Here is a 16225-nt window from a genome sequence, read left to right as displayed (position 1 = left end):
AGATGAATTAAATTATAAATATAACGAGATTATTGCTAAATCAATAAATTATAATAATTTTAAAAAAAGTTTGGGGATTCCTGTTTTTGTGCCTGTTATAAGGTCAATTAATTGATAATAATTAAAAAATAATTTTAAAAAAGATAGGAGTAAAATTTATTTTTACTCCTTTATTTAATTCTTTTGTTTTTTACGTAATTATTGGTTAATTTTTTAAATTATTTATTACTGAATTACAGCGATTACATAATTCGCTACAGGTATTATAATTTATTACATTCCAACAGCGAGGACAAGTTTTTCCTGTAGATTTAATAATTTTAATTTTCATTTGGCATGATTCTATAATTTGAATTTCCGATACAATTAATAATTGATGTAAACAATGATTTATTTTTAATTTTGTGATTGCGTTTAAATACTCTGTTGTTAGTTCTAAAATTATTTTGGCTTCTAAAGATTTATTAATAATTTGATTTTTTCTAGCATCTTCTAATTTTTTTAGTACTATATCTCTTAACTCTAAAAACTTTTTATAAGCTTTTTGTTCTTCTGAATTAGTATCTTGTTGTTTAAATACATTTATAAAGTTATCGATTTCTGTTATTTTAGGCATATTTTCTAAGTAAACATCTTCTTTTTTGGAGCTTTCGTTAACATTTAGATAATTATAAGCTTCTGAAGTTGTATGAGGTATAATTGGTGTCAAAAAAATTAATAAATCTAATAATAAATCATATATATTCGATTGAATAGTTCTTCGTTCTTTGCAATTGGGGATTTCAATATACAAAATATCTTTGGCAAAATCTAAATAAAAAGAACTTATTTTATTAGTTATAAAAAGATATATTAAACTTATAATTTTTTCAAAATTATAACTTTCGTATGCTTCGATAATTTGTTTAATTATTTGTTTAAATTCGAGAATTATTAATTTATGTAAAGAAGTTCTTTTCGAAAAAGATATATAGTCCGTTTGTATATTAAAATCGTATAAATTGCCTAACATAAATCGCAAAGTATTTCGTATTTTTCGATATTTTTCTTCTATTTGTTTTAAAATAGAATAATCTATTTTAACATCATTTTTATAATTAGTGCTAGCTACCCATAATCTTAATATATCAGCTCCGCTTTGTTTTATGATGGTTTGCGGTTCTATAATATTTTTTTTTGATTTGCTCATTTTTTGCCCTTGGCCATCAAGAACGAAACCGTGAGTAATAATTTTTCGATATGCCGCTTTATTAAATACAGCTACCGAAGTAATTAAAGATGAATTAAACCATCCTCTGTATTGATCTGAACCTTCTAGATACAAATCTGCTGGAAAAAAATTTGAAGAAATATTTTGTATAACATTATATGAAGTTCCAGAATCAAACCAAACATCTATGATATCGATATCTTTAGTAAATAAATGATATTTATTATTTTTTTTAATATATTGTTCTGGTAATAATTTTGAAATTTCCCATTCATGCCAAATGACTTTTCCGTATTTTTCAAATAAATCAGCAAAATGGTTAATTATTTGGATATCTAGAATGGGTTTTTTATTTTCATCATACAATATAGGAATAGGTACTCCCCATTTTCTTTGTCTACTTATATTCCAATCTTCTCGGTTTATTATCATATTATACATTTTTTGTTCTCCCCAATTAGGAAACCATTTAATGTTTTTAATTTCTTTTAATAATTCTTTTTTGATACTCTGAATATCTATAAACCATTGTGATAAAGCTAAGAAAACAATAGGTTTATTAATTCTATTATCATGAGGATATAAATGTTCTATTAATTCTGCTTTAATTAAAAGTCCTAGTTTTTGTAAATCTTCTATAATCAAATCATTGGCTTTTTGAAAAAAAATTCCTTGATATTGAGGAGATAATTCTGTCATATTGCCTTTTTTATCAATACTCAGACTTGTTTCTAAATTATATTTTTGCCCTATTACAAAATCTTCTTGTCCATGTCCTGGCGAGATACTAACTAAACCTGTGCCTTCTTGATCGGAAACAAAATCACCTAAAATAATTTTTTTTGTTTTATTAAATAAAGTGTTTTCGTATTGTAAATTTTCTAATTGTTGGCCTGTTAAAACTTTAATAATTTCAATTTTTTGCCAATTGAATTTAATTTGTAATTTTTGTAAAACTTTGGCTCCTATAATATATTTTTGATTTTTGTTGACATTAATTAAATAATATTGAGCTTTGGGGTTAACACAAATGGCTTCATTAGAAGATAAAGTCCAAGGGTTAGTGGTCCAAATTATAATTTGAACATTTGGTTCAAAATCTTTATATTCATCATTTATTATTTTAAAGGTTGTAAAAATAGACCAAGTTTGATGTTTGTGATATTCTATTTCTGATTCAGCTAAAGAGGAATTCAAATAAGTAGACCAATAAACAGGCTTTAATTTTTTAAAAATTAATTTTTTTTCTAACATTTTTGCAAAAATTCTAGTTTGATTTGCTATATATTTGTTGTCGCAAGTCAAATAAGAATTATTCCAATCTCCTAAAATACCTAATCTTTTAAAATTTTCTTTTTGTTTTTCGACAAAATGTAAGGCAAATTTTTGGCATTCTTTGTTAAAAATGTTGGTTGTTAAATTTCTGTTTTGAGAATTTTTTTTTAAAACTGCAATTTCAATTGGCAATCCATGTGTATCCCATCCTGGTATATAAGGTGTATTATATCCTTGCATAGTTTTAAATCTTAATATAAAATCTTTTAAAATTTTATTTAAAGCATGACCAATATGTATATCTCCGTTAGCATAAGGAGGACCATCATGCAGGATAAATGCGGGATTGTTTTGATTTTTTTTTAAATTTTTTTGATACAAATCGATTTGATACCAATATTTTTCTATTTCAATTTCTTTTTGTGGTAAATTTCCTCTCATAGGAAAATCAGTTTTGGGCATAGATAATGTATTAGTATAATGTTTATCTTTTTGATTCATTTTTATATTATATTTCCTTTTGTAGCGATAATGGATTAAAGATTTGAATAAATACAATAAATTAGATAGTTTTTTTATGATTTGTTAGACACGAAATTTAAAGTTTATGATATCACCATCTTGAACTATATAATTTTTACCTTCTGAACGTAATTTACCTTTTTCTTTTATTTCGCTAATATTATTATATTTAACAATTTCGTTATAATTTACAACTTCTGCTCTGATAAAACCGCGTTGAAAATCTGTATGTATTGATTTAGCACATTGAGGAGCCGTAGAACCTTTAACGAAAGACCAGCTTCTTGTTTCTTTAGATCCGGCAGTAAAATATGTTTGTAAATTTAAAAGTTGATAACTATTTTTAATTATTTTTTCTAGGGCATATTTAGAGGAAAGTGATGTTTGTGTTTGGTTAATATCTAGTGTATTTTTATTAATTGATACGGAAGAATAATTTTTTTTGGCTTCAAGAATGCAAATAGGAATGAATTTTTTATTATTATTGGAACTATACTGATTCATTTGTTGAAAAAAAATATTTTTATCCCAATTATTATTTTTATTTTCTGGTAAATTACCTATATAAATCATAGGTTTAAGAGTTAATAGATTGAAATTTTTTATTATTTGGATTTCTTCTTTTGTTAAGTGCAATTCGCTAGCAGCGATATTTTGGCTTAAATTTTTTTTAATTTTTTGTAAAAGTTGAATTTCTAATTTTGTTTCTTGTTGTGTTTTTTTTGAGGAATGACAGATTTTATTTAAACGTTGTTCAATTTGTTCTAAATCAGCTAAAATTAGTTCTGTTTCGATCATTTGACTTTCTAATACAGGATTAATTTTTTCATGAATATGAATAATTTTTTGATCATCAAAACATTTTACAACATGGCAAAGAATATCAACATTACGAATATGATTTAAAAATTGATTTCCTAATCCTTCTCCTTTGGAAGCTCCAGGGACTAAACCAGCGATGTCGACAAATTGTATTTGAGTTTTAACGATTTGTTGAGATTTAAAAAAATTTGCAATATATTTTAAACGTTCATCGGGAACTTCTATCATAGCTATGTTAGGCTGGATAGTTGCGAAAGGGTAATTCGCTTCTAAAATATTTAATCCTGTTAATGCATTAAATAAACTTGATTTACCTACATTAGGTAATCCTATAATTCCAACTTTCATATATTTTTCACCTTACTAAGAAATTTATTATCAAAATATTTTTAAATTTTTATTATTTAATTATAACATTTTACTTGTTTAAATGATTCTCGAAAACTACTATTTTTTGATATTGCTACCATTTCTAAAAAGTATTATAATGTATGTTAGTTAATTGATTTTAAAGGGAAAATTTTATTATTATTGTAATAAATTTAAAAAAAATGTTATTTATGTTATTTATGAATGAACATATAAACATTAGTTTTTAATAAAAAAATCCCCATTGAATTTTTTATTTGGGGATAAATTTGATAAATTTATAAAAATAGAAGGAATATAATTATGTTAAAAAAACAAATGATCCCTGTGGGAGTTTCCGGTAGACATGCTCATTTGTCATTAGAAGCTTTAGAAATTTTATTTGGTAAAAATTATAAATTAACTTGGTTTAAAGATTTAACACAAAAAGGTCAATTTGCTGCTAATGAAAAAATAGATGTTATTAGTTCTAATAATCATATTCTTAAAAATGTTCGTATCTTGGGTCCTGTAAGAAAATTTACACAAATAGAAATTAGTAATAGTGATAATATTAGAAATAAATTTGATGCTCCTGTTAGGAGTTCGGGAGATATTAAAGGTTCTGCTAGCGCTACTTTAATTGGTCCATGCGGAAAATTATTTATTAAAGAAGGAGTTATTATTGCCGATAGGCATATACATTTGTCTGATAAAGAAGCTAAAGATTTATATTTAACTGATAAACAAATTGTGAGTGTTCGAGTAGATGGTATTAAAGCTGGTATTTTGCACAACGTTTTATGTCGCGTTAATGTGGATTTTAGTTTAGAATTGCATATAGATACGGATGATGCTTCAGCATTTCATTTAAAAAATGGCGATTTAGTAGAATTAATGACAATATAAATTTAATTTTAAAATCTGTATAAATTTCTACTAATTAAAAATAAAATAGAAGGTTTGTTAGTTTTTTTAATATAAATTTTAAATTTAAACTTTTAGACTTTTATAATTTACAAAACTACAAATTGTCTAATTTATAAAATTATTTGTAAAAATAACTTTTGATTTTTTAAATTTTTAAATAAATAAAAAAATGTTATTTAAGATCTCAAAAGTTATTTACGAAAAGAAATTAAAAAGATTATTTATATAGAAGAAAGAGTTTTATTTGTGATTTTAGAATCATTTGGGTCAAAAGAACCAAGAAAATTTGCAAAGATTGAAGTTATCAAAGATCCTGTTTATGGGTATATTTATTTAGAATATTTGTTTTTAGAAGAGTTAATTAATACTCGTCTTTTTCAGAGATTAAGGCGTATTAAACAATTAGGATGTGTCCATATGGTATTTCCTGGTGCTGAACATTCTCGTTTCACTCATAGTTTAGGTGTTTATGAATTATCTAGACGTTTTTTAGAATTTCATAAATTTCAATTAATAGAAAAAAATTTTTCTTTAAGAAATAAATTAATTTTATTAGCAGCTTCTTTATTACATGACATTGGTCATAGTTCGTATTCTCATATTTTTGAACGCGTTTTTGGTATTAATCACGAAGATAAAACTATTGAAATGATTATTAATAATAAAGAAATTATTTCTGTATTAGATCAAATAGATATAAATTTTAAATATGACGTTGCTGAAGTTATTAAGAATGATAAAAAGAGTAAAAGATTTACTTTATTAAAGCAATTATTAACAAGTCAATTAGATTTTGATCGTTTAGATTATTTGAAAAGAGATTCTTTTTTTGCTGGTGTTAGTTATGGTTATATCGATTCGGATCGTTTAATTGGTATTATGGAAATTACTAATGCCTATCAAGTTCCACAAACTTCTGATTTTCCTACGGACGAATTAGTAATTATTTTCCGTAATAGTGGTCTTTCTAGTATTGAAAATTATTTGATGAGTCGCTATTATATGTATAGACAAGTTTATTGCCATTCTAAAATTGTATTATTTGCTATTATTTTAGAACAAATTTTTAAGAGAATTAAATTTTTAATCAAAAATAATTATTCATTTGAATTGGATATCACTTTGTTAAAAAATTTTTTTTCTAATAAAGAATCTTTAGATTTATATTCTAAAATTGATGATTTTTATATTAATAGCTTGATTGTTGCTTTTCAAGATAGTCAAGATTTAATTTTATCTCATCTTTGTCAAGATTTTTTGCATCGTCGCATTGTTTTTTGGAAATGCATTCCGAATGTTTCTAAAAATTATGAATTTATTAAAAAAATTCAACAAAAATATAGAGATAATTCGGTTTATTATACTTATTATTACGATGATTATATTTTAAGAGATACTTATCGCGAGAATGTTGATAATATTGGGGAACAAATTTTGATCGGTTTTGGTGATATTACTGATAATATTATAAAACCTTTGAGTCTTAAATCTGTTCTTATTAATAATATAATGTTTCAAAATTCTTATAAAGATATTCGCAATTTTTTTTATTATCGTGATTTCAATGATTAAAAATGAACAACATGTTTTTAAAAAAAAATATGGTCAAAATTTTTTGAATAATTCTAAAATATTAAATTTAATTGTAGAATCTGCTGGTATATCTAATAAAAATATAGTAGAAATTGGTCCTGGCAAAGGTGCTTTAACAAAATTATTGGTTTTGAAAGCTAAAAATATTTTAGCTTATGAAATTGATTTTACTTTAAAAAAATTTTTATTTTTTCCTAAATATTGTAATATTCATATTATTTATGATAATTTTTTAAAACGCGATATAGAAAAAGATTTTAAACAATATTTTGGTAGCGCACAAGAAGAAGTGGTTTTAGTAGGTAATTTGCCTTATCATATTGTTTCGGCTGTTTTATTCAAAATTTTTACTATATCTCAGATCAAAAGTTTTACTATAATGTTACAAAAAGAATTGGCATGTAGAATATTATCAGATCCATTTGTTAAAAATTATAATTCTTTAAGTGTTATTTGCCAATCTTTGGCTATTATTGATGTTATTAAAATAGTTAAAAAAACTAATTTTTATCCTCGACCTAAAGTAGATGGAATGGTTTTGAAATTTACTAAAAAACAATTTTCATTAAGAGAAGAAAATTTTTTATATAATGTTTTTTTTAAATTTTTAAAAATTGCTTTTAAACAGAAAAGAAAACAATTAATTAATAATTTTCAAGACTATTTAAATATTTCTAAATCTGAAATTATTAGTTTTTTTGTTAAATACCGGATACCTCTAAATATTAGAGCAGAAGAAATAAATATTTTAGAATTGCAAAAAATAGCTAAATTATTTTGGAGTTATTTTCAGCGGTAATAATCAAGAAATTTATGATATTTTGATAGTGTAATAATTTATTTCATTGTAATATTGTATATAAATTATGATAAAATAATCCCATAAAAGATTGTGTAAATTCAAAAAAAGGATTATAATTTTTTACAGTAGTTTATTAAAAAAATAATTTTGATAAATTTTTAAAAAATAATAGGATGGTATGTAATGAAAATTACTGGTGTTAGAATAAAACTTAATGATAAAGAGCATCCAAGATTAAAAGCTGTTTCGAGTATTTTTATAGATGATTGTTTTGTGATTCATGGTGTTAGAATCATTCTCGGTAATAGAGGTCATTTTGTTGCTATGCCTAGTTCCAAGTTGAATACGGGGATCTTTAAAGATGTAGCTCATCCTACTAATACTCATACTCGAAATATGTTAAATGAAAGAGTTTTAGAAGAATTTTATGCAAAAATTTCTGAGCAGAATAATAATATAACCAGTTCAGAACAAGTTGATTTAAAATCATCAAATTCACAAGATAATGAAAAAAACAATAATAAAAATAATGATTCTAGTAATGAAGAAAGTTATAATTGTGATTAATTTTGGATTTTTTCTGTTTGAAAATTTATTTTTCTAGTTAAAAATATACTCAAAAGTATTTCTTTTAATTATTTTTTGGTTTAAAAATTTGAAAAATATATAAATTAGTTTTAAGTTTATATATTTTTCTTCGCATTTTATAAGGATTAATGGTATTTATATTTTGAAACAACATTCTATTATTTATAATTCTGAGAAAAATGATCGACAACATTTTAATTCGGATTACAAAAATAATTCTAAGTACTTTTGTCTTTTTGTTTGGGGTTTGTTTTTATATTTATTCTGTTTTGTTCCTGTAGTAGTATTTAAACTGTTTAATTTGAATGATCACGAATGTTTGTTATTTAAACGCATTATTACTTTGTTAATTTTGGGTTGTACAGGTTATCATGTTATTCTTGAAGGTTTATTAGAAACTTATTATGACACCAAAAAAAATCGTAAATTTACACCAAATATACATATTTTAATGTTATTAGGCGCTTTGGGAGCTGTTTTTTTAAATAATTTTAATGAAGCTATTTTATTAATTATTATCTTTGCAACTTCCAATTTTTTAGAAGAATACATAGAAACTAAAAGTTATAAAGAAATTCGAAATCTTTTAAAAATGGCGCCTACACAAGCTCGTTTAATAGATGTTAATGGTAATTTTACTTTGGTAGAAGTAGATAAATTAAATATCGGAGATGAAGTTATTGTTTTAAGTGGTGATCAAATTCCTTCTGATGGAGTAGTAGTTTCTGGTAATTCTTGTGTGGACGAATCTAATATTACTGGAGAAAGTATACCTGTTGATAAAAAAAAAGGCGATAAAGTTTATGGTAGTAATATTAATCTTAGTAATACTTTAATTATTAAAATTACTGCTAATACCGATCAAAATTTATTTTCTCGAATTATTAAATTATCTCATGAGTTAAAAAATAATGTTTCTAAAAATGCCACCTTAATTAAACGTTTAGAACCGGTTTATGTAAAAACTGTGTTGTTAATATCTTTTTTTATTTTAGTTTTTTTTCAAACAATTAATCTTATTAAAGGTTTTGAATATTATTTGTTTAATAAAATTTTTGAAAAAATTATAGTTTTTTTAACTGTCGCTTCTCCTTGCGCTTTGGTTGTTGCTGATATTCCAGCTACTTTATCTGCTATTTCTTTTTTAGCTAAACAAAGAATTTTATTAAAAAATGGTAATGCTTTGAGTTTTTTAGCCAATATTAAAGCTATTGTTTTTGATAAAACTGGAACTTTAACAATTGGTAAGCCTGTAATTAAAGAATTTTTATTTGATAGTTCTTTATGTGAAGATGAAAAAAATAAATTTTTGGCTATTTTTTATCATATGGAACAAAAATCTAATCATCCTTTAGCTAGATCAATTACAAAATATTTAAAAAGTGTTTTTGTTATTGAAGATCAATTAAATAACAGTTATTCTGATATAGAAGTAAATAATTTAATTGGAATAGGTGTTGAATCTTTTTATCAAGGTAAACATTATAAAATAGCTAAATATAGTGATTTAAATAGCTATTCCTCGAATAATATAATTTCTTTATCATCATCATTAGATGATAAAATAAAATTGTTTTTAAATGATGGTTATACTGTTCTTTATTTTAGTTGCGACAATGATGTTGTAATAGTTATGGCAATTTTTGATATTTTGCGTCCTGAATGTTTTGAAATAATAAAATATTTCCAAAATAATAATATTAAAACAATTGTTTTGACCGGAGATAATTATAAAACAGCTCAAAATGTAGCAGTTTGTTTAAATATAGATTATGTTTTTGCAGAATGTTTACCAGAAGATAAGTTGTTAAAAATAAATGAATTAAAAAAAAGGTACAAAGGCGTAGCTATGGTAGGGGATGGTGTTAATGATGCTCTGGCTTTAGCGAATGCTGATGTAGGGATTGCTTTACAAGAAGGTGTCGATGTAATTGCGGATATTGCGGATATTGTTTTGATGAAGAATAATTTAATTAAAATTATTCAGGTTCATAAAGTAGCTGTTAGATTGAATAATATAGTCTTTCAAAATATGATTTTTGCTATCAGCGTTATTATTATTTTAACTATTAGTAATTTTTTTACCAGTTTATTTTTACCATTTGCAGTTTTTTTACATGAAATTAGTACTATTTTAGTTTTGTTAAATGGTTTAAGAATGTTAAAAAATTAAATTTTTTTAAATTAATAATTTTTGTAAATTTTTAATCATTAATTATTATAGTTACTAAATATTCAGTTATCTTGCTAACATCATTAAGATTTATTAACACTTAAAGTTTTTTTAAATAAAAGAATAGGAAATGAAAGTAGTTCTTCGAAGTGGTTTTACATCCGATAGTTAGTTAGAAGGATACTGTCATAAAATTGTTTTAAGGATAATTTTAAAAATTTTATCAGAAATTCATAATTAAAAAAACTATCTATAGAAGATACGGATAGATTATTTTCTTGTCTTTGATAGGATTTGCTTATTACAAACAGCCCCTTTTTGAATGGTGCAAGCAATTTTTCCGGTATATTGTTTTTAATAATTTATCCCTTCTTAAGGTTTAACTTCGTGTCACCACTGTTTAAATTTTTATTTTGGACCTTTTATTCTTCATAATGTTTCTTCAACGATAATCTCTAACGGTTTCGGCATGATGAAATTCTAGGAATTTATTTTCTTAATGGCAAACTTCTTATTTTGATGCTATTAGCCTTTCAGTTAATTTAGTTTTTCCTTGGAAGAGATTGGGATTGATAATTATCTTGGTTAATTTCTTTTGATAATTTCTCATTCCTTGAATTCTTTTCCAGGATAAACTCTCCCATTACTCAACTTTCTTTTTTCGGGTTGGTAAGTTATCTTTATATTCCTGGTTATATAGAAATATGGAATAATTCTTCGGATAATGTTTTCGTATGTCTTGATGATTTTTGATGGTTTCTGATAGACTAGGTTTTGGTCAGGTATTGTTTCCCTCCTTTTGTTCTACTAACCATAATTATGGAAATATTCTTTGAAGATCTCTCATGGTAACAGTATATTAACTTTCATATTCAAAGAATTTTTCTTTTAGGATTTTCTAAGTTATTCTAAATATTATTAAATCCGGGGGATTTGGGAATATCAACCGGAAATTTAAAAAACAAAATCTAAAATTTTGATTGTTCTCCGTTGTAGAAAGATAAAAAAGATAATAAATATCAAAGGTAAATCCATATTTTATTATTAATCATCATTTTTCTTCGGGTCAAAAAAATTAACATTTATATTAAGGGTATATAAAGTTTAAAGTTTATCTTTAATTAAAAAAACCTTTTACAAAGCTAATACGTGACGTGTTAATTTGCTCTGTGCTAAAAAAACCCCATATGAAATATCCCTGTTATGTGAAAACTTTATCGTTAAAAAAATAAATAAATTTATGCAAAATATTAAATAATTTTAGAAATACAGAATGATGATAATTAAAAAAACTCAATAACTTATGTCAAAACATGAGTCTTTTAAATAAGTTACATTATGATAAAAGTTGAATGATGGGAACTTTGGTTTTCTGATTTAGATTCGAATTTCTTTTTAATAAAAAACAATTTAATGATAAATTTATTTATTGAAACAGGAACAAATTATGGATATAAATTATTCCTATTATAAAATTTGGGTATATGAAAGAAGAAAATTATTGTATGTTAAATATCGAAGAAATTCGAAAGATTTTTAATTTATCTTTGGGAGAAGGAATTGATTTTGTTGAATTTTTTTTCGAAGATACTTTATCTAACTTATGGAAAGTTATTGATCAAAATGTAGTAAGTTCTATAGAACACCATATTTATGGTTTAGGTATTCGATTATTAATTAATAATCAAGAAATTTATTTATATACTAATGAAATAATTTATCAACATATTGTGGATTTAATTTTAAAATATAAAAATTTATTAAAAAATAAAACTAAAATTTTTTCTAAAAATTTTGATTTTGAACCAAATATCTCACAAAAAATTTGTGATGATATTACTTGGCAACAAAAAATTGATAAAATGCTATATTGTTCTCGTGTAATTCGTCAGACAGACTCTCGAATAATTAAAAGTTTAGTGAATTTAGAAGATAAATTCCAAAAAGTTTGGATAGTAAATAGTCGAGGTATTTCTCGTTGTGATAATCGTTATTATGTTAATTTAAGTTTAACTTCTGTGGCTCAAAGTGATTCTAATATACAAGAATTTAGTAGAAGTTTTGGAAAAGGGTCTACTGGATTTTTTTTAAATTCTTTAAATTTACAAGAAATATCTCAACAAGTAGCAAAACAATCTGTTGAGATGTTATCAGCACAAGAAATTAAGGCTCAAATGATGACTGTTGTGATTAATAATGGTTCAGGTGGAGTTATTTTTCATGAAGCATGTGGACATTCTTTAGAAGCAACATCAGTCGCTAGAGGATTATCACCTTTTTCTAATAAAATTGGCAAAAAAATAGCTTCTTCTCTGGTGACCGCTGTGGATCATGGTTGTATACCTGGAGCTTGGGGGTCAACCAAAATTGATGATGAAGGCAATTTGACACAAAAAAATCTTTTAATTAGTAATGGTATTTTGAAATCTTATTTAGTAGATATTCGTAACGGTTATAAATTAAATATACCACCCACAGGTTCTGGTCGACGAGAATCTTATAAGTATCCGCCTACTTCGCGTATGAACTCTACTTATATTGCTGCAGGACCGCACGATCCTGAACAAATTATTAGAGACACAGATTATGGTTTTTATGCTAAATATTTGGGAGGTGGAACTGTTGATCCCAATACGGGAGAATTTAATTTTATGGTTAATATTGGTTATTTAATTCAAAATGGTCAACTTACGACTCCTATTAAAGGTATGATGTTGATTGGCAAAGGACAAGATATTTTATTGAAAATTGATCGTGTTGGTAAAGATGTTAAATTAGCGCAAGGTTATTGTGGATCTATTTCAGGAGATGTTCCTGTAGATTTAGGGCAACCAACTATTCGTATAAAAGAAATGTTTGTTAGTGGCAGTTGATTGAAGGTGAAGATATGATTAATTACCAGAAATGGTTTCAAAAAAGTAAATTACAAGGTTTAGATGGATTAGAGATTGTAATATATGAAAAAAAAAATTTTAATATTAGTTTAGAAGATGGACATATAGAACAATTTAAAGCTAATCATTTAACTAGTTAGGGCGCCAAAGATGCCTAAATTTCGTGTTATTTAACCAATAACCAGGGTCGATAAACTCTGAAAGGGTATGGTCGGTCAGACAGATGAAAAAATGTCAGATTATAGCAGACCATAAAAGCGGGTTGCGACGAAAGCAAATTAGTCAAGAAGACCTCGCCACCAAATAATTCCATGGAGAAGCCTGAAATGGCCTAAGAAGGAAAATTGATGTAATTTAAAAACCTGTTCGGAAGTTGCTTAAACGGACAGTCCAGAGACTACTAATATAAATACCTAGTATTGAGTAGTTTATCAGATAAAGAAACCTGGAATCAGCCTCTTCAAAGAGGATACTTCCCCTAAAGAATTAAGGTAGAAATTTAGTGTAACTTGGAGAATCCTAAAACTAAGTAATTAGATTTACAAATCCGGAAATAAAAGCCCGGACGGTCAAGGATAAAGCATCTTCTTAATAGTCTTTGGAATAATTTAGTTAATCGTCTTACCAAGAAGAGAGTTAATTACTCTTATAGGGCGAAAGAAGAAAGTAATTTATTATTTATTCAATGACATCGAGAAGGGAGTTGATAAATTATGTCAACAACGGTTTCACCAGAAACTAAACTTTTGCGAACATTGAATAGAATTCAATATTGTTCATCAAATGGTTACTCTCTAAAAAGAGAATTACAGCAGGGAATGAATAACTTTTATAACACGTTGAAGAATCGCCGCTAACAAAGGAGCGGGTACTCCAGGAATTGATGATAAAACCATTGATGGGATTGATCTTGAAAGATTAGAAAGATACCATCAGGAATACGTTAACAATGGTTATAACCCGAAACCAGTTAAAAGAGTTTTTATTCCCAATGATAATAAAAAAACCAGACCCCTGGGCTTACCTACCATCAAGGACAGGTTGATACAAAAATGCCTGGAACAACTCTTAACTCCTTATTTTGAGGGAATTTTCTCGGAATGGAGCTTGGGATTCAGAACCAAAAAATCTTGTCATGACGCCATCAAACGCGTCAGACAAAGATTTCAAGGAATTGACTACATTATCAAAATCGACTTAAAAGGCTATTTTGATACCATCAATCATGGAATTCTTATGAGAACCTTAAATCAGTTCATCAGAAAGAATAAAACCCCTCTCAACTATTAACAAATGGTTGAAAGCCGGTTTCATTAAGGACGGTATTAAGTACGAATCTTTATCAGGTTCTCCCCAAGGGGGAATTATTTCCCCTTTGTTGGCGAATGTATACTTACATTACATTGACCTGAAAATGGAGGAACTGATTAGAGAAGGGAAGCCGATTAGGAAGAAAAATCCGGAATATCGGAAAGCATGGTTTAAAAACCAGCACCATCAACTGGGGATTGATAGTTCTATCAATCTAAACCCAAATCCAAGAGTTGAATATATCCGCTACGCTGATGATTTTATCATTGGTGTCAAAGGCGAGTATGACAAAGCTGAAAGGGTTAAGAATCAAGTCACGCAATGGCTAGAACAAGATTTGAAACTTACGATCAGTAAGGACAAATCAAAAATTGTGAAAGCTAACAAAGGGATAAGATTTTTATCCTATATGATAAAGGTAAACCCCACCAATAAAAGTCGAAAAGAGAAAGTCACAAAGAATTCTCTAAATGGCAAGGTCCAAATCCAAATTCCCAAAGCGAAAGCCGAAGAATATGGATACGAATATAATTGGTTAAAAAAGGGAAAGGTGAAACACGACGAAACATTAGCGGATAGAGACGAATTAGAAATAATCCGGACCTACTAAAGGAATTACCCGATACTTCTGTTTAGCTAACAATCTAGGTGTTTTAACCCATTTAAATTATCTAGCTGAATATAGCTGTTTGAAAACATTGGCAAGAAAACAAAAAACGTCAATTGCCAGAGTTCGAAAGAAACTAAATATAGGTTCAACTTGGGCTATTTCTTACCTCAGTAAAGGGAAAATCCAATACGAACCATGGGAAGTTAACTCTTGGAATAAAATTAAAAAAATGCGTAACTATAAGGAGAATCCGGATGTTATCATTAATAAATATATATTCCATGGTCGTACGAATCTAACTGACCGTTTAAAGGCGGAACGTTGTGAGAACTGCGAAAAAACAACCCAACTTCAAATTCATCACATTGGGACTATTCGCAACGCGAATCACCCAAGGATCATGAATAAAAGTACCAAGGTATTGTGTAAAGATTGTCATCGCAAGATAACCAATCAACAAATACATGATATCAGAAAAATAAGAACGATAAGAATAAATAGCTAATCAACCGTGAGGGGAAATTAGTTCTCGAAAGAGAGTAAATTAGGGAAAGCGGTGTGCTTGGAAACTTGCTCGCACCGTTTGGACGGGGGCTGATTGTAAATAAAACAGCAAATACAAATCGCTGGATAAAACGCGATTAATCTATCCGTATTCTTATTTATGGTTTATTTAAAAATAAAAAAAATTCTATTTATTTGGAAAAAATAGATGATTTAAATGATGATGTTGTAATAGATAAAATTTTAAAGCGTTTAAAAGAAAAAATAAGGATTTTAAATTTTAATGAACAAGATTTTTTGTTTTCGGGATCTCCGCAATATAATACTATTATAGAGGATAATTTTAATTTTGATTCAATACCTTGCGATCATAAAATTAAATTATTGCAAAAATTTTATCAACAATTATTAGTTAGTCATTATTTTACTAAAAAATGTAATTTGTTGTATAGTGAAATTTTTTGGTGTCAAAAAATAGTTAATTCTTTAGGATTAAAATTACAACAATGCAATAGTTATGCTTTATTAGAAGCTAATTGTATTTTTGGGGGCGCCAAAGAGGCCTAAATTTCGCGCTATCTAACCAATAGCCAGAGCCGATAAACTCTGAAAGGATATGGTTGGTTTGGCAAACGAAAGAATG

10 protein-coding genes and 1 pseudogene are annotated in these 16225 nt (G+C 26.2%); 9 read left to right on the top strand and 2 right to left on the bottom strand.

The annotated features are described in order from the left end of the window. Nucleotides 1–205: 205 nt before the first annotated feature. Both ileS and ychF read right to left on the bottom strand, forming a co-directional pair. A complete protein-coding gene (ileS, locus tag B2G44_RS00860; protein ID WP_078122975.1) occupies nucleotides 206–2986 on the bottom strand; it encodes an isoleucine--tRNA ligase in 2781 nt (926 codons plus the stop codon). 84 nt (nucleotides 2987–3070) lie between these two features. After that, nucleotides 3071–4177, bottom strand: a complete 1107-nt coding sequence (ychF, locus tag B2G44_RS00855; RefSeq protein WP_078122974.1) for a redox-regulated ATPase YchF — start codon at nucleotides 4175–4177, stop codon at nucleotides 3071–3073. A 324-nt stretch (nucleotides 4178–4501) separates the two neighbouring features. On the opposite strand from ychF, the gene pduL reads away from it, so the two are divergent. From pduL to B2G44_RS00815, 9 genes and pseudogenes are all read left to right on the top strand, one after another. Further along, nucleotides 4502–5086, top strand: coding sequence for a phosphate propanoyltransferase (gene pduL / locus B2G44_RS00850; protein WP_078122973.1), 585 nt, complete (start codon nucleotides 4502–4504; stop codon nucleotides 5084–5086). Nucleotides 5087–5353: 267 nt separating this feature from the next. After that, complete coding sequence (locus B2G44_RS00845; protein ID WP_078122972.1) at nucleotides 5354–6679, top strand: HD domain-containing protein; 1326 nt, start codon at nucleotides 5354–5356, stop codon at nucleotides 6677–6679. Next, nucleotides 6672–7499: a 16S rRNA (adenine(1518)-N(6)/adenine(1519)-N(6))-dimethyltransferase RsmA gene (gene rsmA, locus B2G44_RS00840; RefSeq protein WP_078122971.1), complete on the top strand. Its 828-nt coding sequence runs from the start codon at nucleotides 6672–6674 to the stop codon at nucleotides 7497–7499. The genes B2G44_RS00845 and rsmA overlap by 8 nt, the downstream gene beginning before the upstream one ends. A 186-nt stretch (nucleotides 7500–7685) precedes the next feature. After that, complete coding sequence (locus B2G44_RS00835; RefSeq protein ID WP_078122970.1) at nucleotides 7686–8069, top strand: SpoVG family protein; 384 nt, start codon at nucleotides 7686–7688, stop codon at nucleotides 8067–8069. Between the two features lie 163 nt (nucleotides 8070–8232). After that, nucleotides 8233–10263: a heavy metal translocating P-type ATPase gene (locus B2G44_RS00830; protein WP_078122969.1), complete on the top strand. Its 2031-nt coding sequence runs from the start codon at nucleotides 8233–8235 to the stop codon at nucleotides 10261–10263. Nucleotides 10264–11747: 1484 nt separating this feature from the next. Then, nucleotides 11748–13136: a TldD/PmbA family protein gene (locus tag B2G44_RS00825; protein ID WP_257616351.1), complete on the top strand. Its 1389-nt coding sequence runs from the start codon at nucleotides 11748–11750 to the stop codon at nucleotides 13134–13136. Nucleotides 13137–13150: 14 nt separating this feature from the next. Next, on the top strand, nucleotides 13151–13297 hold the full coding sequence (locus B2G44_RS02300) for a hypothetical protein (RefSeq protein WP_180372457.1): 147 nt from the start codon (nucleotides 13151–13153) through the stop codon (nucleotides 13295–13297). Nucleotides 13298–13870: 573 nt separating this feature from the next. Continuing rightward, nucleotides 13871–15583 (top strand): annotated as a pseudogene (locus B2G44_RS02475) (reverse transcriptase domain-containing protein). A gap of 194 nt (nucleotides 15584–15777) precedes the next feature. After that, entirely contained in the window at nucleotides 15778–16149 is a 372-nt protein-coding gene (locus B2G44_RS00815) for a hypothetical protein (protein ID WP_078122968.1), read from the top strand. The last annotated feature ends 76 nt before the right edge of the window (nucleotides 16150–16225 follow it).

This window comes from Candidatus Phytoplasma citri (assembly GCF_002009625.1).
Taxonomy (GTDB): Bacteria; Bacillota_I; Bacilli_A; order Acholeplasmatales; family Acholeplasmataceae; genus Phytoplasma; species Phytoplasma citri.
The sequence above is the reverse complement of the archived record's forward strand: the minus strand, read 5'-3'. Positions and strand labels throughout refer to the sequence as shown.